This is a genomic window from Streptomyces sp. NPDC042346, from assembly GCF_055581845.1.
Window position 1 is genome coordinate 481,495 of the sequence record NZ_JBVJEH010000005.1, and the last position, 24,230, is coordinate 505,724.

Below are 24,230 nucleotides of genomic sequence, written 5' to 3' on the forward strand. Positions count from 1 at the left end.
GCTTAAGAAATCCTCGATGGACCCGGAGCCCCGCGTACGGAAGATTCTCTTCCAGGGATCTTGGGCACACAGTCGTGCCCACGCCCGCACATCACAGGACACGCACGTCGGGAGCCGTTGCATTGAAGGCGCTGGTCAAGCTGAAGGCGGAGCCGGGACTCTGGCTCACGGACGTGCCCGAGCCGGAGACCGGCCCCGGGGACGTACTGATCAAGGTCAAGCGGACCGGTATCTGCGGAACCGACCTCCACATCCGCTCCTGGGACGGCTGGGCGCAGAAGTCCATCGCCACGCCGCTGACGATCGGCCACGAGTTCGTCGGCGAGGTCGTCTCCGTCGGCCGTGACGTCTCCGACATCGCCGTCGGCGACCTGGTCAGCGGCGAGGGCCACCTCGTCTGCGGCAAGTGCCGCAACTGTCTCGCCGGCCGCCGCCACCTCTGCCGCGCCACCGTCGGCCTCGGCGTCGGCCGGGACGGCGCCTTCGCCGAATACGTGGCGCTGCCCGCGTCCAACGTGTGGGTGCACCGCGTCCCCGTCGACCTCGACATCGCCGCGATCTTCGACCCCTTCGGCAACGCCGTGCACACGGCACTCTCCTTCCCGCTCGTCGGCGAGGACGTCCTCGTCACCGGCGCGGGCCCGATCGGCATCATGGCCGCCGCCGTCGCCAAGCACGCCGGCGCCCGCAACGTCGTCATCACCGACGTCAGCGAGGAGCGCCTGGCCCTGGCGCGCAAGACGGGCGTCACCCTCGCCCTCAACGTCGCCGAGCAGACCATCGCCGACGGCCAGCGCACCCTCGGTCTGAAGGAGGGCTTCGACGTCGGCCTGGAGATGTCGGGCAACCCGCACGCCATGCGCGACATGGTCGCCAACATGACCAACGGCGGAAAGATCGCCATGCTGGGCCTGCCCAGCGAGGACTTCGCCGTCGACTGGGCGAAGATCGTTACGTCCATGATCACGGTCAAGGGCATCTACGGCCGCGAGATGTTCGAGACCTGGTACGCGATGTCGGTGCTCCTGGAGGCGGGCCTCGACCTGGCCCCCGTCGTCACCGGCCGGTACGCGTACACCGACTTCGAGGCCGCCTTCGACGACGCGGCCTCCGGCAAGAGCGGCAAGATCATCCTCGACTGGACTGCGGGAGCCTGACCCATGTTCGATTCCGTACGCGACGACATCCGTGCCACCCTCGAAGAGATCCGCGAGGCCGGCCTCCACAAGCCCGAGCGCGTGATCGGCACCCCCCAGTCGGCCACCGTCGCCGTCACCGCGGGCGGCCGCCCCGGCGAGGTCCTCAACTTCTGCGCCAACAACTACCTGGGCCTGGCCGACCACCCCGACGTGGTCGCCGCCGCCCACGAGGCCCTCGACCGCTGGGGCTACGGCATGGCGTCCGTCCGCTTCATCTGCGGCACGCAGGAGGTGCACAAGGAGCTGGAGGCGCGCCTCTCGGCCTTCCTCGGCCAGGAGGACACGATCCTCTACTCCTCCTGCTTCGACGCCAACGGCGGCGTCTTCGAGACGATCCTCGGCGCCGAGGACGCCGTCATCTCCGACGCCCTCAACCACGCGTCGATCATCGACGGCATCCGCCTCTCCAAGGCCCGCCGCTTCCGCTACGCCAACCGAGACATGGCCGACCTGGAGCAGCAGCTCAAGGAGGCCACCGAGGGCGGCGCCCGCCGCAAGCTGATCGTCACCGACGGCGTCTTCTCGATGGACGGCTACGTCGCCCCGCTCGCCGAGATCTGCGACCTGGCCGAGCGGTACGACGCCATGGTCATGGTCGACGACTCGCACGCCGTCGGCTTCGTCGGCCCCGGCGGCCGCGGCACCCCCGAGCTGCACGGCGTCATGGACCGCGTCGACATCATCACCGGCACCCTGGGCAAGGCCCTCGGCGGCGCCTCCGGCGGCTACGTCGCGGCCCGCGCCGAGATCGTCGCCCTGCTGCGCCAGCGGTCGCGCCCGTACCTCTTCTCCAACACCCTCGCCCCGGTCATCGCCGCCGCCTCCCTCAAGGTCCTCGACCTCCTGGAGTCCGCCGGCGACCTGCGCGACCGGCTGAACGCCAACACGGCGCTCTTCCGCTCCCGCATGACCGAGGAGGGCTTCGACATCCTCCCCGGCGACCACGCCATCGCCCCCGTCATGATCGGTGACGCGGCCGTCGCCGGCCGGATGGCCGAGCTCCTCCTGGAGCGCGGCGTGTACGTGATCGGCTTCTCGTACCCGGTCGTGCCGCAGGGCCAGGCGCGCATCCGCGTCCAGCTGTCCGCCGCGCACTCCACGGAGGACGTGAACCGGGTCGTGGACGCGTTCGTCGAGGCCCGCGCCGCCCTCTAGCGTGGCGGGCGCAGGCCCCGCGGCCTGCGAAACTAGGAGCATGATCGAAGCGCGGCGGTTGCACATCCTCCGTGCGGTGGCGGACCACCGTACGGTCACGGCGGCGGCCGCCGCGCTCTATCTCACCCCCTCCGCGGTCTCCCAGCAGCTCGCCGCCCTGGAGCAGGAGACCGGCCACCGCCTGGTGGACCGCAGCGCCCGGGGCGCGCGCCTCACCCCGGCCGGCGAGATCCTGCTCAGCCACGCCAACGCCGTCCTCGCCCAGCTGGAGCGCGCCGAGTCCGAACTCGCCGCCTACAGCTCCGGCGAGGCCGGTACGGTCACGGTCGCCGCCTTCGCCACCGGCATCGGACTCGTGGTGGCCCCGGCCCTCACGGCCCTGGCCCGCACCGCGCCCGGCATCCGGGTCCGGGTACGGGACGCCGAGGGCGATGAGAGCCTGATGATGGTCCTCGACCGGCAGGTCGACGTGGCCGTCGCGGTCGAGTACCGCGGAGCCCCGGGCGAGGACGACGCCCGCCTCACCCGCGTCCCGCTCTACGCGGAACCCTTCGACGCGGTGCTGCCGCCCGGCCATCCCCTGGCGGCCGGGGAGCGGGTCGCACTCGGCGACCTCGCCAAGGACGCCTGGATCGGCCAGTCCGCCGGGAACCCCTGCCACGACGTGACCGTCCTGGCCTGCGAGTACGCCGGTTTCACGCTGCGTCCGGAGCACTCGTCCGATGACTTCCGCGCGGTCGTCGCCCTCGCGGCGGCGTCCGCCGGCGTGGCGCTCGTGCCGCGTTCGGCGCTGCGCGGCACGGATCTGTCCGGCGTGGAGGTCCGCCCGATCGACGGCGTCGCCCCGACCCGCAGGGTCTTCGCCGCAGTCCGGCGCGGCGCGGAGGAACACCCCCTGATCAGCCCCGTACTGACCGCCCTGCGCACGGCGTCGGAAACCGACGACTGACCCAACGGAAACTGCCCCCTCGCCAACGGAGACCGACCCCCTCGACGGGCGGGCGCCCGCTCGCCGCCGAGGGGGTCGACCCGGCTACCAGACGGTGGAGAATCCGAGGCGGAGACGCTCGTCCCCGGTGGCCACGGCGAGCGAGCCGTCCTTCACCAGGGCCGCCTCGTCAGGGGTGAGCGCGCGCCCGAAGAGACGCACGTCGTCCAGGGCGCCGCGGAAGAGCTGGGCGACCCCTGCCGGCTGGTTGGGGAAGTCGGGCCGGGCGCCGATGTGGATGTTGAACTCGGCCGCGGGGGTGAGGTTCCGGTCCGCCGCCGAGCTCCCCGCCGGCATGACGGCCGTGGCCGGAAGGCCCCCGTCCACCGCGAGGCCGAGGGTGAGGCCTTCGCGGGTGAACACGACGTGGTGCCATGCGCCGTCGTTGTACGAGGAGGGCAGGGTCACCTCCGTGGAACCGATGTCCGTGCCGACCGTGGCGCGCAGGACGCCCGTACCGGGTTCGGCCCGGACGGAGAAGTGCCGGCCCTTCTTCAGCGGGTCGGTGCCCGGCATCCCGTACGCCCACACGAGCGGGAGCGTGTCGGTGGTCGCCGAGTGCCGGAACCAGGCCGTGACGGTGAAGTTCCCGTCGTCGACCCGCAGGGACGGAGAGCAGACGAGCCGCAGGTAGTCGTCCTGGCCGTCGAGCTCCATGGCCTTGCCGCCGCCGCGCGCTCCGAGCGCGGCCCCGCCGTGGACGACGGCGTGGTTGCCGGCCTCGCCGGGCGCCCGCTCGCGGGTGTCGGCGGTGCGCGGGCGGCGCAGCTCGGTCGCGGCGTCGTCCGTGTCGTTCTCGGTGAAGGCCGTGAAGACGAGGTTGCCGTGCGGGATGTTGCCGGCCGTCTCGTACAGGACGCCGAGGGAGCCGTCGGCCCGCACCGCCAGGTCGGAGTAGCCGGTGCGGGCCGGCGAGATCAGGGTGCCGACCGTCTTCCAGGTCTGCCCTCGTCGTACGAGGAGCGGACGGCCAGCTCACGCCGGTCCTCCAGCGGGCTGGGGCCGAGCCGCGAGGGACCGGAGTAGAGGAGCCGGTCGGGCTTGCCGTCGCGGTCCTGCGCGTGCAGCCGCAGCAGCGAGCCGAACGTCGGGGAGGTGTCCAGGTTGGCCACCGGGGTGAAGGGCGCGGCGAAGGTGGCGTCGCCGTCGGCGCTCGTGGTCTCCAGCCGGTGCTCGTTGGTGGCGCAGCGGGTGGGCTCGGAGTTGCGCGCGTTGACGTACACGCCGCCGTCGACGGTCTGCGCGACCGTCAACTCGGCAGGGAACGAACCGGACTTGCTGACGGGCGTGGTCGTGGCGCCGAGCTGCCAGGTCAGACCGCCGTCGTCGCTGTAGGACAGGTGGGCGCCCGCGGTCGTGTTGTTCCCCGCCGTGTGGTCGCCGGGCACGATCAGCCGGCCGTGGTGCGGCCCGCGGTCGAGCTGGATGCCGTGGCCGGGGCCGGTGGACACCCAGGTCCACCCCGTGGCCTTCAGCTGCGGCAGCTCGACGCTCGGGGACCAGGTCTGCCCATTGTCCGTGCTGTGCACGGCGTGGACGGTACGGGGGAAGCCGCCGCGCGCGGGCTTGGCCGCGTCGCGGTTCCAGTCGCTGCTGGAGTACAGCAGGGTGATCCGGCCGGTCACCGCGTCCACGACGGGGGCGGGGTTGCCGTGCGCGAGCGCGTCGCCCGCGCCGACGACGACCTGGATGTCCATCCAGGTCGCACCGCCGTCGAGGGACCTCTTGAGCACGATGTCGTTGTCGCCGACGTCGTGGCAGCCGGTCGTCGTCAGCCGCGTACGGCCCTCGGCGAAGGCGAGGAGCGCGCCGGTCGTGCTGGTGACGAGGGCCGGTATGCGCGTGCAGTAGTAGTTCTCGCGTGCCTTGAACGGGGTGGTGGACACCTGCGTCGTGAGCGATGCGGTGGTGACGGCGGCGGCGGCCGTCGTCGTGTTCGTCGTGTTCGTGGCGGTCGCGGCGGTCATCGCGGGCGGCGCCGACGCGGCCGCGCGCGACGGCGGCGTGACCGCGAGGACGACCGCCGCCAGGACGGCGAGGGAGAGCGCGCACAGCCAGGCGGACAGCGCGAAGCGGCGCGCGCCCGGTGGGCGGCGCTCGGACAGGGGCAGCATGAAGGAACACCTCGATGTGAAGGCGAAGGCGAATGTGCCGGAGCGCGATAGTCGTCACCTGAGCTCGATACCTGTCACCGACGTGGTCGGCAGCTGCAGCGGCCGTGGTGTGGCGCACCTGGCCGGCGTCGGGCGGCCCCCGCGTCAGGCCTGACGCGGTCATCGCAGGCAAGGTGTACTCGTCCCAGGCCATCCGCCAGGTCCCGCGCAGGCGGGGCATCCGGGCAGTGAGCCCCTACGTCCTTCGCCGCCGACATCGTGCGAGTGCGGCAGCTTCTTGCGTGGCCTCTGACACGGCATTCAGGCCATTCGGTGGCCGGAACCAGGAGAAAAATACCTTTCCCCTCGGAATCCGGCGCTGCCCACCTCGGTGCACTGCCATGATCCACCCGCAAGGTATGTGACATTTCACATTGCTCTCAGATGAGGGCAACGGAAGAGGGAGGGACCCCATGAAGAGTCTTGCCACTGTTGCGGTCGCCGCTGCGACCCTGGCTACCCTGGCCACCGGCCAGGAAGCCGTCGCCGCGCCGACCGGGCCGGTCGGCGCCGTCGTCACCTGCGGCACCCCCGGTGCGCCCGGGATCCTACTGACCAGGGCCTGTGTCGAGGTGACCGGCAACCAGGTCCGCTTCTACGGGGTCGCAGCCACGACCAACTCCGGGTGGCAGCCCCAGCAGGTCGGCTTCACGGTCTCCGGCACGGTCGTCGGCGGCGCCCCGATCGCGCCCATCAACCCGACCGTGCTCGTGCAGGCGGGCGCGACCTCGGTCGGCAGCATCGTCACCACCGCGCCGTGCGGTTCGACGGTCACCGGCAACTTCTCCGTGAACCAGGGGGGCTGGCCCCCGTCGACCGCGACCGTCTCGGCCGTGGTGTCCTGCTGACCAGAGGCTCCACCCGGCTCCCGAGCCCGCACCAAGAGCGACTCGCCGCCACCCCGGTGACCCACGCACTCTGAGCCCCTGCGACAGCACCCCGCCCCGGGAACGGCACCGGAACCTCCGGACACAGACCGCCTCGGGGGCCGCGAACTCAGAGTGCGTGTACGGGCCGGGCCGGAGAAGTCCTCACCGAGGTCCGGCCCGGCAGAGCCGGGCGGCCGGCCCCCCTGCGCCCCGCGCCCCACCGAGCAGGAGCTGTCGAACTGGGAAGGCCTGCCGGTGTTCGTCCGCGAGGGCGTGTTCGGCGATCCGGTCAAGGTCCACCTGACGTTGGCGCTGGGATCCGCTGGGGCTGAGGCCGGGTCTACTGAGGGCTGCGGGAGGCGGGCTGACGTTCGGGGAGCCGGCGGCGGGCAGTGGCTGCGAGCCGGTGGCGCGGCCGCCGAGCTGGCGGCTCTGGATCCGCAGCAGGCCCGGCTGCTGGGGCTCGCCTCGGCCGGCGACCGAGATCAAGGACGATGGGGCGGCTGGGCCTGGAGGCGGTTGTGCCGCGTTCGTCAGCGGGCCGGTTGCGGCGACCCCCGCGGACCGGAAGGGCACCGCGAACGGGCGACGCGACAGACGCTCGGCCAGGCGTTCGTCTCATCCCCCCCGGTGAGATCTTCCCGCCGGGACGGTACCGCACGTGATCACTGTGCGCACTCCGTCCCGGCGGTTCCCCCCGGGGCCTGCCCCGTACCTCTCAATCGGCCGACCTGGTCCAGCCGTTGGCATCGATCCGCGCTCCGTCAGCCGGCCGCACCTCGTCGAACACGGGGCGTCCCGCGCTGTCGAGAAGCCGCAGCCCGTCCACGTACACGCCCCGCCCCACGTACCGCTGGTCCGTGGTGTACCGCCAGCGGAGGAGGGTGTCCGGCCCGGGCAGCGGCGCGGACACGGTGTGCCAGACGCGGCCGGACCAGCCGCCGACGGCGCCGGTCGGGTGCTCGGTGCGGCCGTCCGTGGTGAAGGGCACCGGCTGCCAGGTCGTGCCGCCGTCGGCCGAGGCCTCCAGGGCGACCGGGTCGGCGCCCGGCTCGGTGTCCCACCACAGCGCGCACTCCAGGCGAGCGGCGCCCGGGACCTGAGGGGGCGTCAGCGTGGCGGTGGTGGCGCTCACCATGCCCGAGAACCAGGCGGTACGGCCCCGGGCGGGGCGGACGGGGACGGCGCGGGCCAGGCCGTTCGCCGCGGCGACCCGGGGCGCCGAGCCGGACCGCCACGAGCGCACGGGGTGGACCGAGTTGCCGAGGACGATCAGGAAGGCGTCGGTCGTCGGGTCGAGGACGAGGCTGGTCCCGGTGAATCCGGTGTGACCGGCCGTGCGAGGCGTGGCCATCGCGCCCATGTACCAGTGCTGGTAGAGCTCGAATCCGAGGCCGTGCTCGTCGCCGGGGAAGGCGGTGTTGAAGTCGGTGAACATCAGCTCCACGGACTCGGGGGAGAGGATGCGGGCCCGGCCGTACGCGCCGCCGTTGAGGAGGGTGCGGGCCAGGATCGCGAGGTCCCAGGCGCGGGAGAAGATCCCGGCGTGGCCGGCGACTCCGCCCATGCTGTAGGCGTTCTCGTCGTGGACCTCGCCCCGCACCATGCCCCGGTCGAGGCCGGACCAGGGGCGCCGGGCGTCCTCGGTGGCGGCGATGTCCGCCCGCCAGGAGAGCGGTGGATTGAAACGCGTGCGGTGCATCCCGAGCGGAGCGGTGATCTCGTCGTGGAGCAGGACCTCCAGACCGTGACCGGTGATCTCCTCCAGGATCAGCTGGAGCGAGATCAGATTCAGATCGGAGTAGAGGTACGCGGAGCCCGGCGGGTTCGCCGGCACCTCGTTCCACAGCAGTCGCAGCTTCCCCTCCCGGGTCGGCTCCCGGTACAGCGGGATCCAGGACCGGAACCCCGAGGTGTGCGTGAGCAGCTGACGTACCGTGACGTCCTGCTTCCCGCCGCCCCCGAACTCCGGGAGGTACGCGGTGACCTTCGCCTCCAGATCGAGCGCCCCGCGCTCGATCTGCTGCACCGCCAGGATCGAGGTGAAGAGCTTGGAGACGGACGCCAGGTCGAAGACCGTGTCCTCGGTCATCGGGAGCTGCTCCTCCGGCGGCAGCTCGACGCCCGTGTCCGTCTTCTCGTCGTACGCGGAGTACCGCACGGCCGAGCCGATCGGCCGGTGCAGGGCGACGGTCCCGCCGCGCCCGGCGAGCAGCACGGCCCCCGCGTACCAGGGGTGCGTGGGGGAGGGAGCGAGGAAGGCCTCGGCGTCGGCGACCAGCCGGTCCAGCTGCGCGGGGAGCAGCCCGGCCCGCTCGGCCGACCCGCGCCGCAGGGTCGTCCGCCGCGCGGCCCGCCCGGGTCCCGCACCTGCGGACCCCGCCCCTTCGGCCCCCGTCGCCTCGGCCCCGGTCCCCTCGGACCCCGGCGCCGCCGCGGCCCCGGGCACCGCACCGATCACCACCGCGCCTCCCAGGGCCAGTACGCCGCCGCCGAACGCGCGCCGGCTCAGAACTCCGTCTCGTGCCGCATCCTCCGTCATGCCCACCCTCTCCCACGAGGAGCCGCGACGAAACGTCGACGTGCCGACGCTGTACGACCGGATGCGCAGCGGGGACGATGGGGCCGACCGAGGATGAGGAGGGGCGCCGTGTCCCAGGAGGAACGTGACGCCAGGCTGGGTCTCACGGGCTTGACCGGTGCGGAGCGGGAGGCCCGGGTGCGTCTGTTGACGGAGCGGGTGGAGCGGGAGGCCGCCGCGGCGAGGGCCGCGCTGGATGCGCAACGAGCAGAGCGCCGCGCGCGACGGGACGCCGCGTCGGTCCCCGACGCCTCGGAAGGAGGGTGAGGCGCGGCGGGCGGCATCCGAGGCGGGGGCGCCGTGACCAAAGAATCTGACGCAGCATCAGAAAATCTCTTCCCTCCGCCGCGCCGCTGCGGCATCCTGCCGCCCATGAAGACGGAGCTGAGTCGCACCCTGGGGATCGAGCACGCCATCTTCGGCTTCACGCCCTTCCCCGCGGTGGCCGCCGCCCTCACCAGAGCCGGCGGATTCGGAGTTCTCGGCGCGGTCCGCTACACCGCGCCCGACGACCTCGCGCGCGACCTCGACTGGATGCAGGAGCACACGGACGGGCTGCCCTACGGCCTCGACGTCGTGATGCCCGCCAAGAAGGTCGAAGGCGTCAGCGAGGCGGACGTCGAGGCCATGATCCCCGAGGAGCACCGCGCGTTCGTCCGCGCGACCCTCGCCAAGCACGGCGTGCCCGAACTCGCCGAGGGCGAGGCCTCCGGCTGGCGGATCACCGGCTGGATGGAGCAGGTCGCCCGCGGCCAGCTCGACGTTGCCTTCGACTACCCGATCAAACTGCTCGCCAACGCCCTCGGCTCCCCGCCCCCGGACGTCGTCGCCCGCGCCCACGACCACGGGGTCCTCGTCGCCGCCCTCGCGGGCAGCGCCCGCCACGCCCGCCACCACGCCGACGCCGGCATCGACGTCGTCGTCGCCCAGGGGTACGAGGCGGGCGGCCACACAGGCGAGATCGCGTCCATGGTCCTCACTCCCGAGGTCGTCGAGGCGGTGTCCCCGCTGCCCGTGCTCGCCGCCGGCGGCATCGGCAGCGGAGAGCAGATCGCCGCCGGACTCGCCCTCGGCGCCCAGGGCGTCTGGCTCGGTTCGATCTGGCTCACCACCACCGAGGCCGACCTGCACTCGCGCGCCCTGACCGCCAAGCTCCTCGCCGCCGGCTCCGGCGACACGGTCCGCTCCCGCGCGCTGACCGGCAAGCCCGCGCGCCAGCTCCGTACCGAATGGACCGACGCCTGGGACGACCCGGCGGGCCCCGGCCCGCTCCCCATGCCGCTCCAGGGACTCCTCGTCGCCGAGGCCGTGTCCCGTATCCAGAAGTACGAGGTCGATCCGCTCCTCGGCACGCCCGTCGGGCAGATCGTCGGCCGGATGAACTCCGAGCGCAGTGTCCAGCAGGTCGTCGACGAGCTCACCCGGGGCTTCGAGAAGGCCGTCGACCGCATCAACCGCATCGCGGGACGGAGCGCGGAATGAGCCAGTCCACCAGCCCTGCCGGATTCTGGGCGCAGGCCGCCGCCGACCCCGGCCGTACGGTGCTCGTCGCCCCCGACGGCGAGGAGTGGACCGCCGGCCGGCTGCACACCGAGGCCAATCGGCTCGTCCACGGGCTGCGCGCCGCCGGACTCGAACGCGGCGACGCCTTCGCGGTCGTCCTGCCCAACGGCCCCGAGTTCTTCACGGCCCATCTCGCCGCCACCCAGGCCGGGTTCTACCTGGTCCCCGTCAACCACCACTTCGTCGGCCCCGAGATCGCCTGGATCGTCGCCGACTCCGGCGCCAAGGTCCTGCTGGCCCACGAGCGGTTCGGCGAGGCGGCGACCCTCGCCGCCGACGAGGCCGGGCTCGCCCCCAGCCACCGGTACGCCGTCGGCACGGTCCCCGGCTTCCGCCCGTACGCCGAACTCCTCGACGGGCAGGACGGCTCCGCGCCCGCCGACCGCACGCTCGGCTGGGTCATGAACTACACCTCCGGGACCACCGGACGCCCCCGGGGCATCCGTCGCCCGCTGCCCGGCAGGCTCCCCGAGGAGACCCCCCTCGGCGGCTTCCTCGGCATCTTCGGCATCCGGCCCGCCGACGGCAACGTCCACCTCGTGTGCTCGCCGCTCTACCACACGGCCGTCCTCCAGTTCGCCTCCGCGGCCCTGCACATCGGGCACCCGCTGGTCCTCATGGACCGGTGGACGCCGGAGGAGATGCTGCGGCTCATCGACCGGTACGCGTGCACCCACACCCACATGGTCCCCACCCAGTTCCACCGCCTGCTCTCCCTCCCCGAGGAGGTACGGGAGCGGTACGACGTCTCCTCCATGCGCCACGCCATCCACGGCGCCGCGCCCTGCCCCGAGCACGTCAAGCGGGCGATGATCGACTGGTGGGGCCGGTGCGTCGAGGAGTACTACGCCGCCAGCGAGGGCGGCGGCGCCTTCGCCACGGCGGAGGAGTGGCTGAAGAAGCCCGGCACGGTCGGCAGGGCCTGGCCGATCAGCGAGCTCGCCGTCTTCGACGACGACGGGAAGCGCCTGCCGCCCGGCGAAGTGGGCACCGTCTACCTGAAGATGAACACCGGCGGATTCCAGTACCACAAGGACGAGGCGAAGACGGCGAAGAACCGCATCGGCGACTTCTTCACCGTCGGCGACCTCGGCGTCCTCGACGCGGACGGCTACCTCTTCCTCCGCGACCGCAAGATCGACATGATCATCTCCGGTGGGGTCAACATCTACCCGGCCGAGATCGAGGCCGCGCTCCTCACCCACCCGGCCGTCGCGGACGCCGCCGCCTTCGGCATCCCCCACGCCGACTGGGGCGAGGAGGTCAAGGCGGTCGTCGAGGCGGCCGAAGGACACGAGCCGGGGCCCGCGCTCGCCGACGAGATCCTGGCCCACTGCGGCGACCGCCTCGCCGGCTTCAAGCGCCCCAAGTCGGTCGACTTCATCACCACCATGCCCCGCGACCCCAACGGCAAGCTGTACAAGCGCCGCCTCCGCGACCCGTACTGGGAGGGCCGCGAGCGCCCGCTGTGACCAGGCCGCACCTGGCGTGCCAGGTCACTCTCGTGGACGACAACCGTGTGGCGACCACCCGTCAGCAGCAGTGGTCGTACGCGATCGACGACCTGTGGCAGACCCTCGTCACGGGAACTGGTCGGCCTGGGGTCCGCTCCGTAGGACGGGGCCGACGGCACCGAGTAGCGCGCTCGCCTCGGTGCCGCCGCGACTACCGTCCTGCCGGGACGTTCGGCGTCATCGGACCGGGCGCGGGGGGAGAGGTGCCTGGCTGCCGATGTCGTCGAAGGCGTTGACCTGTGTCGTGGGGATGTGGCTCTCGTTGGCCTCGCTGCCCCGACCGAAGTGGTTCAGGAGCAGGTTGAGGAGGACGGCGACGAGGCATCCCGCCGTGATGCCCGATCCCAGCACCATGGTGACGGGCGCGGGGAGCCGGTCGTAGAAGTCGGCCGCTGCGATGGGGAAGAGGCCGAAGGCGAGGGCGACGGACACGATGATGCCGTTGTGCCCGGTGGCCAGGGACGCCTTGGCGAGGGTGCGGATCCCGGCGACGATGATCGAGCCGAAGAAGACGACTGCCGCCCCGCCGAGTACGGGCAGGGGCACGAGGGCGACCAAGGAGCCCAGGACCGGCACGAGACCCATGAGGACCAGGATCGCTCCGCACAGGGTGACGGCGTACCGGCTGCGGATGCGGCTGATCGCGACGAGGCCGACGTTCTGGGCGTAGGCGCAGCCCACGAAGGCTCCCAGGACGCCGCCGAGTGCGGTGCCCAGTCCCTGGGCGCGCAGGCTGCCCGCGATGACGCGGTCGTCGACCGGTCGGTCGACGACCGTTCCCACCGCGATCAGTGACGCGGTGGACTCCGTCATGGAGACGAGCATGACGACGAGCATGGTGGTGATGACCGGTACCTGGAACTGCGGGGCGCCGAAGGCGAAGGGTTCCGGGAGTGCGAACAGCGGTGCCTGGGAGAGGTGGTGGAAGTCGACCTTGCCCATCGGCACCGCGGCGGCCGTGCCGGCGATGAGGCCGAGCAGGATCGCCACCCTTTGCAGGAAGCGTCCGCTGAGGATCCGATGGAGGAGGAGGGTGAAGGCGAGAGTCCCGGCGGCGAGCGCGAGGTTGGAAGGTGAGCCGTAGCCGGTGGACTCGGGGTCGCCACCCCGGGCCCACTCCCCGGCCACCGGCAGCAGTGAGAGGCCGACCAGTGTGATGACGGATCCGCTGACGACGGGTGGGAAGAAGCGGACGATCCGGCAGAAGGCCGGAGCCAGGAGGAAGCAGACCACCCCGGCGACGAGAGTGGCGCCGAACACCAGGGGCAGGGTGTCCGGTCCCCGTGACACGGAAGCCGCCAGGACCGGGGAAACCACGGCGAACGAGACGCCGTTGGTGACGGGCAGCCCGGCTCCGACACCCCAGAAGCGCAGCGTCTGGGCGACGGTGGTGAGGCCCGCGACGAGCAGGCTCGCGGCCAGCAGCGCGGTGAGCTGCGCCGCGGTCAGGCCGAGCGCGCCGCCGATGATCAGCGGGGGCGCCGCGAGACCCGCGTACATGCTGGCCACGTGCTGCAGGGCGGCGGGGAACATCCGCCGCATGGGGAGCACTTCGTCCGCGGGATGGGCGGGGAGGGGCGGGTGGGAGCGGTCGTGCGTGAATGGTGCAGGGGAGCGCAAGGGGACAGTCCCTCCGAGGGGCCGCCCGGCCGGCACACGGCGGGGACGGTCGAAGCGAAGCACGGCCGGATGAGTCGGGCAGGCGGACGGACCTGCCCGGGGGACGGAAACCGTGCCGGGATTCCGGGTGCGGAGAACGGTACGATTCCTTATTGCGGAATTCACTTTCCACTGTGGACGGCTGTGACCCTACGAACGGGCCCCCGGGTCGTCAACTCCTCCAGGCAGACGAATTGGTTCCTGGATTTCTTTGGAGGTACGCACAAGCGCGTCGCTCAAGGGGGCCGACGCGCGTCGACCGCTGTTCTGGGTGTCCGGGGAAGCCGGAGGTCTTGGCCGGAGCGGCCCCTGGCCCCTACGGTGTCCGGCTATGCCATCCCGAGATGATCTCCATGGAGCGTCCGAGGGCGAAAACTCCGCCTATCCGCCGCTCGAGCCCCGCCGCGCCGCCCGTGTGCGCGAGGAGCTCGGACTTACTCGAGGCCAGGTCGCCTGGGCCGTCTCGGCCTTCCGGGGGCGCCCCCTCCATCCCGACACGCTCCTGGCCTGGGAGTCCGGCGCCGAGGTGCCGACGACCCGTCAGGTCGACGCACTGGCCGCCGCGTTGTGGTGTTCGCCGAGTGATCTGCTCGGCGAACCGGTCACGCTCCTGCAGTGCCGGAGGCTCCTCGGGCTGACGGTGGAGGAGGTGGCCGTCGGGGTCGGCATGACCCGGGACCGCTATGCCGAGGCGGAACGGCGCAACCGCTGGCGCGGGTCCGGGCGCCAGACCCAGGCGCTGTTCGACGTGCTTCGGCCGCCACCGGCCTGCTTCGTCGGCGCGTGCGGCAGGACGGGGCAACTGCGGGTGCTGTTGCGGGAGGCGGTCACGGGGTGGTGGCCGAACTATGTACGGCCCGTCGCGAAGATCGTCCCCGTGGCGCCGGCGGAGATCCATCACGCCCTGGAGCAGCTCCATCTGGCGTACCAGCGGATCGACAACCACGGCCGGACCGGAGCTGCCGCCGAAGCGGTCGAGCGTGAGGCCTTGGCGTTCCTCGACCGGGTCGACGAACAGCTGTGGCGGCGGCTGGGCCCTCGGGAGGCCTGACTGCGCCGCGCCCGTCCTCCCGGAAGGGAGGTCTTGACAGGCTTGCCGTCGGGTGAGCCAATGAGGCAACCCCGCAATTATGGAAACTGCTTTCCGCATCGTGGGCGATCCGTTTGAGGCGGTCTTCGGGAGGGCCTGTCGGGGTTCGCTCACCCCGTTCGCGGGTGGCGAGGACGGCGGCGGGCGGGTCGGCCCGGGCCCGCGGGTCGGCGTCCCGTCCCCCTTAGACTTCGTGCGCGAGACGGTCTCCCATGGCGACCGACTTCCCCGTTCGGCACGGAACTTGAGAGGGACAACACGATGGCGGGCCGCGATCCCTTCGTACTCGACGACCCCGTGGGCGAGTCCCTCCGGGGCCGTCACGCCCCTCTCGCCCGCCGCGTCGGCAGGGCCTTCACCTATCTGCCGGACGTCTCGACCTTCGCGGCCGTGTCCACCGACCCGGATCCGGTGAGGTGGGCCGACCTCACCGAACTCCTCGGCCGGGGGGAGTTCGCCGACATGTTCAGCTGCCCGGTCCTCCCGCCGTCGGACTGGGAGCCCGTCTTCGTCCTGGAAGGCCGCCAGATGATCCGGCCGGGCGACGGCGCGTCCGGGACTCCGGGAGACGCGACGGACGACGGCGTGGTCGAACTGGGTACGGACGACGTGCCCGAGATGCTGGACCTCGTCGAACGCACCCGGCCCGGGCCGTTCTGGTCCCGGACCCCCGAACTCGGCACCTACCTCGGCATCCGCGAGAAGGGCGAGCTGGTGGCCATGGCCGGCGAGCGGCTCCGGCCGCCGGGATGGACCGAGATCAGCGCGGTCTGCACCGCGCCCGAGGCTCGCGGGCAGGGGCACGCCGCCCGTCTGGTCGGCGCGCTCGCCGCACGCATCGAGGCGCGGGGCGAAGGGCCCTTCCTCCACGTGGCCGAGGCGAACACCGGCGCGATCGCCCTCTACGAGAAGCTGGGCTTCGTGACGCGCAAGTACGTGACCTTCCGCGGCTTCCGCACCCCGTAGGGCCCCAGCCCCTGTCCGGTCTCAGGACCGGGGCGCCAGCAGTTCGTCGAGTTCGGCCGTGAAGAGCAGGGCCGGGTCGAGGTCCATGCCGGTGAAGTGGCCGGCGAGTTCCAGCGAGAGCACGCCGTGCATCCGGGTCCAGAAGGCCAGGAACCGGTGGAGGGCCCCGGGCGGGGCGGGATGGCCCGCGGCCCAGCCCCGATGGTCCTCCAGGTAGCTGCCGAACGGGCTCGTCGCGCCCGCCTGGGGCAGTGCCGCGCACGCGTCGAGCAGCGTCGTCATGATCTCGGAGGAGATGGCGGTGGTGTCCGCGGGCGCCTGGTACCCGGGGACGGGTGTGCCGTAGGCGAGGAAGTACCGCTGAGGGTCCGTCAGGGCCCAGTCGCGCAGGGCGTGTGCGAGTCCGGACAGGTCGGCACCGGCGGCCGCGGCGTCGCCGAGGGTGTCGGCGAGGCTCCGGTACGCCTCCCGGACGAGCTCGGTGATCAGCTCGTCGCGCCCGGCGAAGTAGCGGTAGAGCGCCGGTCCGCTCATGCCCATCTGCTTGGCGATCGCGTTGAGCGAGAGCGCCGAGGCCCCCGCCGTGGCGATCTGTTCCCAGGCGCGTTGCGTGATCTCGGCCCGTACCTGGGCTCGATAGCGCTCCCGAGGGGTGTCCGTACCTGTCGCCGCCATGGTCCGCCACCGTCCCCGCTCATCCGGCTACAACCTCAAGGGTTGGTGAGAAGTTATCACGCACCCGTTGACCCGTCACCGGACGGCGAGTTACAACGTCTAACGAAAGTGTGAGCCTCTACCGTCGAGGTGGAGGGTCCTCGCACCCGACCGACAGAGGAGAACTCCATGTCCGGCACCCGCGGCACCCGCAGCCCTCGCAGCACCGGCATTCGCGCAGCCCTCGTCGCCGTCCCGGTCGCCATCGGCCTCCTCGGCGCCGTCGCCGCACCCGCCGCACCCGCACCCGCCGGTGCCGTCGCGTCCGCCGACTCCCGCGCCGCCAGGGCCTCCCTCACCTGCCGCGGCGAGGGCGTCGTCCCCGACGCCCTCGTCCGTCACCGGACCGAGGTCGTGATCGACGCCCCGCTGCACACCATCTGGAAGCTCCAGACCGACGTGGAGCGCTGGCCGTCCTGGCAGGCCCCCGTCGAGTCCGTGGAGCGCCTCGACCACGGCCACCTCCGCAGGGGTTCGGCCTTCCGGTGGACGCTGCCGATCCCGCCCCATCCCTCGATTCCCGCCACCAGCCTGGAGATCACCTCGACCGTGCGGCAGATCGAGCAGCACTCGTGCATCCGCTGGACCGGCCCGGCGATCGGTGAAGGGCTGCGCATCGACGGCGTTCACGTGTGGACCTTCACCGCGGTCAAGGGGGGAGGTGTACGGGTCAGCACCGAGGAGACCCACACCGGCCCCCAGGTCGAGGCGGACTTTCCCGCCGCGACCCGACTTCTTCGCGAGGGTCTTGAAGCGTGGCTGCGGGACCTGAAGTCCGCGGCCGAAGCCGCTGCCCGCAACCCGGCCCACTGACGCGCGGCGAGGGCTCGCCCCGCCCTCGGGCGGGCGGGGCTACGTCTCGGGTACGGTCCGCGTGCGCGTGAGCGCCGGGACCAACTGCGCCTCCTCGTACGTGAAGTGCTCTTCCAGGCGGGTCGCCAGCCGGTCCACCTCGGCGCGGAGGGCCGCCGGTGTGGCTCCCGAGGTGAGGAGCGCCTCCAGTTCCTCCACCGTGCGGGCGACCACCTTGTGCTCCTCGCGCATCCGGTCCAGCGAGTCGGCCAGCTCCGGGAATTCGCGCTCCAGGAGGTCGAAGACGCTGTCCTCGTTGTGGTGGTGGGCGTGCAGCGCGCCGCAGAAGGTCAGGCAGTGGCGGGCGAGCCGCCGGCCGAGCGCCGGGGTATCCACTGATTCCGCCGCGCCCTCCGCTTCCCCCGTAACCGCCGCCTCCGCGTCCCCCGTAACCTCCGCCTCCGCCTCCGCCTCCGCAGAGTCCAACCCCTCGCGTAACGCCGTCAGTTCTGCCCGCAGTTCGGCATGGACCTTGACCAGGTGGCCGGCGATCGCCCGGTGCCGCGCCGGGTCCCCGAGGTCCAGGCGGTGCAGGGCGACGACCGGGATGATCCTGTCCGTGGCCGCCTGGTAGGCGGCGAATCCCGGGTCGCGGTCCGCCTGTTCCGCGTACAGGCGGTCCCGTTCCTCGCCCTCCGTCACCACCGCCGTCGCCGCAAAGTGCTCGACGGTCCCGTCCGGGGTGCCGAGCTCGACGGCCACGTGCGGGTCGGCGCTGAGGTTGTGGAACCAGGCCGGGTGCTTCGGCCCGCCGGCGTTCGACGCGAAGACGAGCAGCCGCGCGCCGTCGCGCACGTACACGGCGGGGTTGGTGTGCGGCCGACCGCTGCGGGCACCCGTCGTGGTGAGGAGGAGTAGGGCCGCGCCCTCGAACATCCCGCCCACCCGGCCGCCGTTGGCGCGGAACTCCTCGATGACCTGCTGGTTGAAATCGGACATGGCGGTGCCTTCCGGTAGCATCGATCACGACGGATCTATTTGCTTTGAAAGCAAAGCTAAAAGGGAGGGTGCAGGGTGTCAACCGCGCGCCAGGGGAGCGGGGCCGCCGACGGCCCGGACGTGGACGACGCCGTCCGTACGCTGCTGCTGCTCATGCCCCGGATGGTCGGGCGGGTCAAGCGCATCAGGATCCCCGACGAGCTGCAGTCGCTCACGCTCGCGCCCCGCCACCTCTCCCTGCTCGCCTACCTCCTGTTCGACGGGCCGCTGAGCGTCAACGAGCTCGCCGCCCGCCTGGAGGTCGCCCCCACCACCGTGAGCCTGATGGTCGGGGACCTGACGAAGAAGGGTGTCCTCGGGCGGGCCGAGGACCCCGCCGATCGCAGGCGCAAGATCGTCTCGATCGCCGAAGAGCATCGCGCGGCCATCGACGGCTGGCTCGGTCGCAGCGCCGGCGCCTGGCGCGCGGCCCTGGAGCCGCTCGGTCCGGCCGAGCGGCGGATGTTCGTCGAGACCCTCGCCGCGTACGAGCGCGGCCTCACCGACCACGACGACTGAACGAAACGGGCGAAAGCCCCCTTGTGGCAGGATGCGGATCATGAGTTCGAGCACGGCGTCATTGGCCAGACAGTGGACCACCTGGGGCCCGGTGGTGGCGGCGCTTGTGCTCGGCGTGGCCTGGGGGCGCGACCTTCCCGGCTTCGCCGTCGTCCTCATCGCGCTCTGTCTCGTCGCCGCCGTCCTCGCGGCGGTCCACCACGCAGAAGTGGTCGCCCACCGCGTCGGCGAACCCTACGGCTCGCTCGTCCTCGCCGTCGCCGTCACCGTCATCGAGGTCGGACTCATCGTCACCCTCATGGCGGGAGGCGGCGAGAAGACCTCGACGTACGCCCGTGACACCGTCTTCGCCGCCGTCATGATCACCTGCAACGGCATCGTCGGCCTCTCCCTCCTCGTCGGCGCGCTCCGCAACCGCGTCGCGGTCTTCAACGCGGAGGGCTCCGGCGGCGCGCTCGCGACCGTCTGCACCCTCGCCGTGATGACGCTCGTCCTGCCGACCTTCACCACGAGTGAGCCCGGCCCCGAGTTCTCCACCGCGCAGCTCGCCTTCGCCGCCGTCGCCTCGCTCTGTCTGTACGGCGTGTTCGTCGCCGTCCAGACCATCCGGCACCGCGACTACTTCCTCCCCGTGCCCCGGCCGGGCGAGGAGTCGGCGGACGACCACGCCGACCCGCCGACCAAGCGCGAGACCCTCACCAGCCTCGGTCTGCTCCTCGTCGCCCTCATCGCCGTCGTGGGCAACGCCAAGCTGGTGTCGCCCACCATCGAGGACGGCGTCGAGTCGGCGGGTCTGCCGAACGCGGTCGTCGGTGTCGTCATCGCGCTGATGGTGCTGCTGCCCGAGACCCTCGCCGCCGTCCGCGCGGCGCGCCGGGACCGCATGCAGACCAGCCTCAACCTCGCCTACGGCTCCGCGATCGCCAGCATCGGCCTGACGATTCCGGCGATCGCGCTCGCCTCGATCTGGCTGTCCGGGCCCCTCGTGCTGGGCCTGGGACCGGTCCACATGGTCCTGCTCACCCTCACCGGCGTGGTGAGCGCCCTGACCGTGGTGCCCGGACGGGCCACGCTCCTCCAGGGCGGCGTCCATCTCGTGATCTTCGCCGCCTTCGTGTTCCTCTCGCTCAGCCCCTGACGACCACCACCCGCAGCGCAGGCGAGCGCAGGATGTCCTTCTCGCAGAACCGGGAGGTCACCCAGCGCTCGCCCGCGTACAGCCGGGTCTGGTCGCTGTAGTGCGGTGACGCGGGGTTCGAGGACTGGGAGTACGAGAGCAGGGTGCGGGCCACCGGGCACCGGCCTCCGTCCCAGCCCACCGCCTGTACGTGGCTGGTCCCGTGGGCGACCTCCACATAGCCGCCGCCCGCCGCGTTCCACACGGGCTCCGTCTTGTTCCAGACGCCCAGCGACTCGGTTCCGCCGCTGATCGGCAGCCGTTCCCCGTTCCGTACGACGAACTGGTGGGAACCGAGCGGTGCGTCCAGCGGGATCCCCGCCGCCCGCAGCTCGGCCGCCGCGTCCCGCAGCGCCTTCGCGAAGCCCGGCGCCGCCGTGTTCACGGTGTGCGGGGTACGGACGGGGTCGGCCGCCGAGAACGGCACCTTCCACTGCTCGGCCGCCGGCACCGAACCGGCGAACTTCCGCCAGAACCGGTCGAAGAACAGCGCACCCCGGCTCTCCGCGTTCACCGTCCGGTCCCAGGCTCCGATCACCCGGCAGGCCTCGGGATCGTCCGGCAGCGCCGCCGGGCAGGCCGCGGCGACATCGGCCGCCGCCAGGTCACCGGCCGGAGCCCGGTTCGCGAACTGCTGGCGCTGGAGGTCGGCCACCGTGAGCCGCCCCCGCTCCGCCATCGCCGCCACGTCCTCGACACCGCCCCGGGTGCGCAGCGAGCGCTGCGTGGCCGTCGTGCCGAAGACCCGCTCGTAGCCGGTCAGCGGCCGGTCGGCGTTGGTCAGCCAGGCGCTGTCGTTGGAGTTCTCGACGTACGGAGTGTCCTGGAGCGTCGGCATCCGCGCCGGTCCGAAGGTCCCCGGCTGGAGCGCGTCCGGGTCGGAGCCGAGCGCGCAGTCGGAGCGCGAGCCGTCGAGCACCGCGACGCCCGAGGCCGGGTAGGTGGCCCGGCCGAGCGGGGTCGAGCAGCGCTGCGCGAGCTCGTCGGTGATCCGGGGCACCACCTGCGACTGGCTGAAGTAGGAGTGCCCCGCCGAGTCGGCTGCGATCGTGTTGACCCACGGCAGCCCCTGCGTGCGCCGCAGGGTCTCGGCGACGTCCCGCGTCGAGCGCGCCTTGCCGAAACCGAGAGCGGTGTCGGAGCCGCGCAGATTGGCCGCGTTGGGGTCGTTGAGCGCGTACGCCGTCGTGGCGGTCCACGGCAGCGGGAGCTGCGGACCGAGGCCGCCGACGACCGGGCCGTACCGCGTCCACCACTGGGTACGGGTGACGGGGTCGCCGCCCTTGACCGGCACGGTCACCGTGCGCGCGGTCATCCGCTCAGGGCGTCCGTCCACCAGGTAGGAGGTGGGGTCGCCCGGGGCGAGCGTCAGCTGATGGAGGTTGAGCGGCACTCCGGTGGCGACGGTGTGGCTCCAGGCCACCTTGTCGTTGAAGCCGATGTTGACGACCGTCGTGCCGAGGAGCGAGGCGCCCGACACGTTCAGCTCGCCCGGGATGGTCTGGTGGGACTGCCAGAAACGGCGGCCGCCCTGCCAGGGATAGTGCGGGTTGCCCAGGAGCAGCCCGCGCCCGTCGGCCGTCGCCGCCCCGGAGAACGCGACGGCGTTCGAGCCCATCGTGGCGTTCTCGGCGGCGAACAGCGCACGGGCGGCCTCGGCGGTGCGCGCCGGGTCGGGTGTGGTCCCTGTGGTCCCTGCGGTTGTTGCCGTCCCTGCCGTCCCTGCCGTTCCTGCCGTTCCTGTCGGGGGAGCGGCGGGCGGTCGGGCGGCGGTGATGCCGTCGACGGCCCGGCCCTGTCCGCCGAGGACCGAGACCGCGAAGCCGCGCCGGGCCACGTCGAGCGCGCTCACCGGGCGGACCCAGTCGGCGCCCGTGCAGGCGGGGTCCGTGATGCGGTTCTTCCGCAGCCAGGCGTTGTAGCCGGCCGCCCAGCCGCGCATCAGCTCCTTCAGGTCGCCGCTCGGCCCGGCCGGCGCGGGCGTCCGGAGCAGCGCCTCGACCGTCCCGGCGTCCTTCACGCCGCGGAAGTACAGATCGCTGGACACGTTGGTGGCGGCCGAGGACAGCGAGCCGTCCGGAGCGGCGTCCGGACCGAAGTACCGGGAGCGCTCGCCGTTCACGGTCAGGAAGCCGTCGGCGAGGACGCAGACCTGGTCCGCGGCCTGCGCCCAGCCCGTACCGAAGCCCAGGTTCGCGTAGTCCTTCGCCACGATGTGCGGGATGCCGTACTCGGTGTACCGGATGACGGCCGACAGTCCCCGGTCGGACGGCCGGTGGCCCCGGTCCCCGGAGTCGGCCGCCGCCGCGCCGGGCAGCGTGGCGGTGACGACGGCGAGGGCCGCGCCGGTGAGTGCCAGGTGTTTCAGGCGGGTGCGGAGGTGCAAGGTGCCTCCCAACGGATGGACGAGCACTGCGGGTTGGACCATGCACGCAGTTGCGTGGCCCCTTGTCAACATCCCGTTCGGTATCCGAGGTCGGGGAGGTTCGGGGAGAAGTTCGGGGAGCGGTTCGCGGGGAGGTTCGGGAGGATGTACGGCGCGCCGCACGGTACTTGACCTTCCGCCCGCCGCACGCCGAGGATCACGGCATGGAACGACTCCTCAGCCGCACCGTCGACGGCGTCCTGCGCATGAGCGCCCAGCGCGTCCCGGACCGCATCGCCGTCCGGTACGCCGACCGGACCTGGACGTACGCCGAGCTGGACGCGGCCGTCACCACCGCCGCCGCCGTCCTGCGGGAGCCGCACCACGGCCTCGGCCTGCCCGACCAGGCCAGGGTCGCGACCTACGGCCACAACTCGGACGCCTACCTCATCGCGTTCCTGGCCTGCGCGCGGGCGGGCCTGATCCACGTGCCGGTCAACCACCATCTGACCGGCGGCGACCTCGCGTACCTCCTGGAGCAGTCGGAGAGCTCGCTCGTCCTCGCCGACCCGGCCCTCGCGGACCGCGTTCCGGACGGCTTCGCGGTCAAGCCGCTGCGGGACGCGCCCGGTTCGCTCCTGGACGCGGTCGCCGTACCGGAGGAGTACGACACCGACCACGACGCCCGGGACATCGTGCAGCTGCTCTACACCTCGGGCACCACCGCCCTCCCCAAGGGCGCGATGATGACCCACCGCGCGCTCGCCCACGAGTACGCGAGCGCCATCGAGGCCCTCGACCTGCGCGAGGACGACCGGCCGGTGCACGCGCTGCCGCTGTACCACTCGGCACAGATGCACGTCTTCCTGCTGCCCTGTCTCGCCGTCGGTGCCGAGAACACGATCGTCGACGGACCCGACCCGGCCGTCCTCTTCGACCTGATCGAGGCGGGCCGTGCGGACAGCTTCTTCGCCCCGCCGACCGTCTGGATCGGCCTCGCCAACCACCCGGAGTTCGCCGGGCGGGACCTCTCCGCGCTGCGCAAGGCCTACTACGGGGCCTCGATCATGCCCGTACCGGTCCTCGAACGGCTGCGGGCGCGGCTGCCCGGCCTGCGCTTCTCCAACTGCTTCGGCCAGTCCGAGATCGGCCCCCTCGCCACCGTCCTCGGCCCCGACGAGCACGAGGGCCGGATGGACTCGTGCGGTCGGCCCGTCCGCCACGTCGAGGCGCGGGTCGTCGACGAGGACGGCAAGGACGTGCCGGACGGCACCGCCGGGGAGATCGTCTACCGCTCGCCGCAGCTGTGCGAGGGCTACTGGCGCAAGCCCGACGAGACCAAGGCGGCCTTCCGCGGCGGCTGGTTCCACTCGGGCGATCTCGCCGTGCGCGACGCCGAGGGCTTCCTCACCATCGTCGACCGCGTGAAGGACGTCATCAACTCCGGGGGAGTGCTCGTCGCCTCACGCCAGGTCGAGGACGCCCTCTACACCCACCCCGGCGTCGCCGAGGTGGCCGTGATCGGCCTCCCCGACGAGCGCTGGATCGAGGCGGTCACGGCCGTCGTCGTCCCGCGCGGCGAGGTCACGGAGGCCGAACTCCTCGCGCACGCGCGGGAGAAGCTCGCCCACTTCAAGGCGCCGAAGCGCGTCCACTTCACTCCCGAACTGCCCCGCAACGCGAGCGGCAAGATCCTCAAGCGCGAACTGCGGGACCGCTTCGGAGGGGCGGCGGGGGAGTCCTGACAGAGGCCGACGAGCTCGCGACGGAGCCCGGCGAACTCATGACGGAGTCCTGAGAGTCCTGATTGAGGCCGGCGAGCCCGGCGAGCCCGGCGAGTCCTGACGGGACCGGGAGTCCCGGCCCCGTCAGCCCGCACGAGGAGGCG

At 72.3% G+C, this 24,230-nt stretch carries 19 protein-coding genes; 12 read left to right on the forward strand and 7 right to left on the reverse strand.

All coding sequences use genetic code 11. The features are described from left to right. The first annotated feature begins 122 nt into the window (after positions 1-122). Genes tdh through ACZ6K0_RS23660 form a run of 3 tightly spaced genes read left to right on the forward strand, consistent with a single transcriptional unit; the run spans position 123 to position 3,303 of the window. Entirely contained in the window at positions 123-1,157 is a 1,035-nt protein-coding gene (gene tdh / locus ACZ6K0_RS23650) for an L-threonine 3-dehydrogenase (protein ID WP_376404279.1), read from the forward strand. A 3-nt stretch (positions 1,158-1,160) separates the two neighbouring features. Further along, entirely contained in the window at positions 1,161-2,354 is a 1,194-nt protein-coding gene (locus ACZ6K0_RS23655) for a glycine C-acetyltransferase (RefSeq protein WP_469230188.1), read from the forward strand. Between the two features lie 40 nt (positions 2,355-2,394). Further along, positions 2,395-3,303, forward strand: coding sequence for a LysR family transcriptional regulator (locus ACZ6K0_RS23660; protein WP_376404275.1), 909 nt, complete (start codon positions 2,395-2,397; stop codon positions 3,301-3,303). A gap of 84 nt (positions 3,304-3,387) precedes the next feature. On the opposite strand, the gene ACZ6K0_RS23665 is transcribed toward ACZ6K0_RS23660, so the two are convergent. Next, on the reverse strand, positions 3,388-4,224 hold the full coding sequence (locus ACZ6K0_RS23665) for a LamG domain-containing protein (protein ID WP_469230190.1): 837 nt from the start codon (positions 4,222-4,224) through the stop codon (positions 3,388-3,390). A gap of 35 nt (positions 4,225-4,259) precedes the next feature. Beyond that, positions 4,260-5,456 (reverse strand): sialidase family protein, encoded by a 1,197-nt coding sequence (locus ACZ6K0_RS23670; protein WP_469230192.1) that lies wholly within the window; start codon positions 5,454-5,456, stop codon positions 4,260-4,262. A gap of 452 nt (positions 5,457-5,908) precedes the next feature. On the opposite strand from ACZ6K0_RS23670, the gene ACZ6K0_RS23675 reads away from it, so the two are divergent. Continuing rightward, entirely contained in the window at positions 5,909-6,343 is a 435-nt protein-coding gene (locus tag ACZ6K0_RS23675) for a hypothetical protein (RefSeq protein ID WP_469230194.1), read from the forward strand. A gap of 739 nt (positions 6,344-7,082) precedes the next feature. On the opposite strand, the gene ACZ6K0_RS23680 is transcribed toward ACZ6K0_RS23675, so the two are convergent. After that, on the reverse strand, positions 7,083-8,906 hold the full coding sequence (locus ACZ6K0_RS23680) for a serine hydrolase domain-containing protein (protein ID WP_469230196.1): 1,824 nt from the start codon (positions 8,904-8,906) through the stop codon (positions 7,083-7,085). Positions 8,907-9,317: 411 nt separating this feature from the next. Between ACZ6K0_RS23680 and ACZ6K0_RS23685 the strand changes: the two genes are divergently transcribed. Then, a complete protein-coding gene (locus ACZ6K0_RS23685) occupies positions 9,318-10,427 on the forward strand; it encodes an NAD(P)H-dependent flavin oxidoreductase (RefSeq protein WP_376404268.1) in 1,110 nt (369 codons plus the stop codon). Beyond that, positions 10,424-11,980, forward strand: coding sequence for an acyl-CoA synthetase (locus tag ACZ6K0_RS23690; RefSeq protein ID WP_376404266.1), 1,557 nt, complete (start codon positions 10,424-10,426; stop codon positions 11,978-11,980). Before ACZ6K0_RS23685 ends, ACZ6K0_RS23690 begins: the two co-directional genes overlap by 4 nt. Positions 11,981-12,199: 219 nt before the next feature. On the opposite strand, the gene ACZ6K0_RS23695 is transcribed toward ACZ6K0_RS23690, so the two are convergent. After that, on the reverse strand, positions 12,200-13,564 hold the full coding sequence (locus ACZ6K0_RS23695; protein ID WP_469230198.1) for a nucleobase:cation symporter-2 family protein: 1,365 nt from the start codon (positions 13,562-13,564) through the stop codon (positions 12,200-12,202). A 448-nt stretch (positions 13,565-14,012) separates the two neighbouring features. Here ACZ6K0_RS23695 and ACZ6K0_RS23700 point away from each other — a divergent pair, with 448 nt between their 5' ends. Together ACZ6K0_RS23700 and ACZ6K0_RS23705 are read left to right on the forward strand one after the other, a co-directional pair. Beyond that, on the forward strand, positions 14,013-14,732 hold the full coding sequence (locus ACZ6K0_RS23700; RefSeq protein WP_469230200.1) for a helix-turn-helix domain-containing protein: 720 nt from the start codon (positions 14,013-14,015) through the stop codon (positions 14,730-14,732). Positions 14,733-15,032: 300 nt separating this feature from the next. Further along, positions 15,033-15,737: a GNAT family N-acetyltransferase gene (locus ACZ6K0_RS23705; protein WP_469230202.1), complete on the forward strand. Its 705-nt coding sequence runs from the start codon at positions 15,033-15,035 to the stop codon at positions 15,735-15,737. 21 nt (positions 15,738-15,758) lie between these two features. On the opposite strand, the gene ACZ6K0_RS23710 is transcribed toward ACZ6K0_RS23705, so the two are convergent. Next, positions 15,759-16,412, reverse strand: coding sequence for a TetR/AcrR family transcriptional regulator (locus tag ACZ6K0_RS23710; RefSeq protein ID WP_469230204.1), 654 nt, complete (start codon positions 16,410-16,412; stop codon positions 15,759-15,761). Positions 16,413-16,580: 168 nt separating this feature from the next. On the opposite strand from ACZ6K0_RS23710, the gene ACZ6K0_RS23715 reads away from it, so the two are divergent. Beyond that, positions 16,581-17,264 carry an SRPBCC family protein gene (locus ACZ6K0_RS23715; RefSeq protein WP_469230205.1) on the forward strand — a complete coding sequence of 228 codons (684 nt, stop codon included), beginning with the start codon at positions 16,581-16,583 and terminating at the stop codon, positions 17,262-17,264. Positions 17,265-17,303: 39 nt separating this feature from the next. On the opposite strand, the gene ACZ6K0_RS23720 is transcribed toward ACZ6K0_RS23715, so the two are convergent. Continuing rightward, positions 17,304-18,242, reverse strand: coding sequence for a nitroreductase/quinone reductase family protein (locus ACZ6K0_RS23720; protein WP_469230207.1), 939 nt, complete (start codon positions 18,240-18,242; stop codon positions 17,304-17,306). A gap of 153 nt (positions 18,243-18,395) precedes the next feature. Here ACZ6K0_RS23720 and ACZ6K0_RS23725 point away from each other — a divergent pair, with 153 nt between their 5' ends. Together ACZ6K0_RS23725 and ACZ6K0_RS23730 are read left to right on the forward strand one after the other, a co-directional pair. Continuing rightward, positions 18,396-18,800: a MarR family winged helix-turn-helix transcriptional regulator gene (locus tag ACZ6K0_RS23725; RefSeq protein WP_376404535.1), complete on the forward strand. Its 405-nt coding sequence runs from the start codon at positions 18,396-18,398 to the stop codon at positions 18,798-18,800. A 40-nt stretch (positions 18,801-18,840) separates the two neighbouring features. Then, positions 18,841-19,938, forward strand: coding sequence for a calcium:cation antiporter (locus ACZ6K0_RS23730; RefSeq protein ID WP_376404250.1), 1,098 nt, complete (start codon positions 18,841-18,843; stop codon positions 19,936-19,938). On the opposite strand, the gene ACZ6K0_RS23735 is transcribed toward ACZ6K0_RS23730, so the two are convergent. Further along, complete coding sequence (locus ACZ6K0_RS23735) at positions 19,928-22,363, reverse strand: penicillin acylase family protein (protein WP_469230209.1); 2,436 nt, start codon at positions 22,361-22,363, stop codon at positions 19,928-19,930. The two genes, ACZ6K0_RS23730 and ACZ6K0_RS23735, sit on opposite strands and share 11 nt — an antisense overlap. A 203-nt stretch (positions 22,364-22,566) precedes the next feature. On the opposite strand from ACZ6K0_RS23735, the gene ACZ6K0_RS23740 reads away from it, so the two are divergent. Beyond that, positions 22,567-24,087, forward strand: a complete 1,521-nt coding sequence (locus ACZ6K0_RS23740) for a fatty acyl-CoA synthetase (protein ID WP_469230210.1) — start codon at positions 22,567-22,569, stop codon at positions 24,085-24,087. Positions 24,088-24,230 lie beyond the last annotated feature (143 nt).

Bases quoted from the DNA above. Each gene is read 5' to 3' on its own strand.
- ACZ6K0_RS23730 (WP_376404250.1), top strand. From the start codon at position 18,841: ATGAGTTCGAGCACGGCGTCATTGGCCAGACAGTGGACCACCTGGGGC.
- ACZ6K0_RS23670 (WP_469230192.1), bottom strand. From the start codon at position 5,456: ATGCTGCCCCTGTCCGAGCGCCGCCCACCGGGCGCGCGCCGCTTCGCG.
- ACZ6K0_RS23720 (WP_469230207.1), bottom strand. From the start codon at position 18,242: ATGTCCGATTTCAACCAGCAGGTCATCGAGGAGTTCCGCGCCAACGGC.
- ACZ6K0_RS23660 (WP_376404275.1), top strand. From the start codon at position 2,395: ATGATCGAAGCGCGGCGGTTGCACATCCTCCGTGCGGTGGCGGACCAC.
- ACZ6K0_RS23740 (WP_469230210.1), top strand. From the start codon at position 22,567: ATGGAACGACTCCTCAGCCGCACCGTCGACGGCGTCCTGCGCATGAGC.
- ACZ6K0_RS23680 (WP_469230196.1), bottom strand. From the start codon at position 8,906: ATGACGGAGGATGCGGCACGAGACGGAGTTCTGAGCCGGCGCGCGTTC.
- ACZ6K0_RS23705 (WP_469230202.1), top strand. From the start codon at position 15,033: ATGGCGGGCCGCGATCCCTTCGTACTCGACGACCCCGTGGGCGAGTCC.
- ACZ6K0_RS23675 (WP_469230194.1), top strand. From the start codon at position 5,909: ATGAAGAGTCTTGCCACTGTTGCGGTCGCCGCTGCGACCCTGGCTACC.
- ACZ6K0_RS23710 (WP_469230204.1), bottom strand. From the start codon at position 16,412: ATGGCGGCGACAGGTACGGACACCCCTCGGGAGCGCTATCGAGCCCAG.
- ACZ6K0_RS23695 (WP_469230198.1), bottom strand. From the start codon at position 13,564: ATGCGGCGGATGTTCCCCGCCGCCCTGCAGCACGTGGCCAGCATGTAC.
- ACZ6K0_RS23690 (WP_376404266.1), top strand. From the start codon at position 10,424: ATGAGCCAGTCCACCAGCCCTGCCGGATTCTGGGCGCAGGCCGCCGCC.
- ACZ6K0_RS23685 (WP_376404268.1), top strand. From the start codon at position 9,318: ATGAAGACGGAGCTGAGTCGCACCCTGGGGATCGAGCACGCCATCTTC.
- ACZ6K0_RS23700 (WP_469230200.1), top strand. From the start codon at position 14,013: ATGCCATCCCGAGATGATCTCCATGGAGCGTCCGAGGGCGAAAACTCC.
- ACZ6K0_RS23715 (WP_469230205.1), top strand. From the start codon at position 16,581: ATGTCCGGCACCCGCGGCACCCGCAGCCCTCGCAGCACCGGCATTCGC.
- ACZ6K0_RS23655 (WP_469230188.1), top strand. From the start codon at position 1,161: ATGTTCGATTCCGTACGCGACGACATCCGTGCCACCCTCGAAGAGATC.
- ACZ6K0_RS23725 (WP_376404535.1), top strand. From the start codon at position 18,396: ATGCCCCGGATGGTCGGGCGGGTCAAGCGCATCAGGATCCCCGACGAG.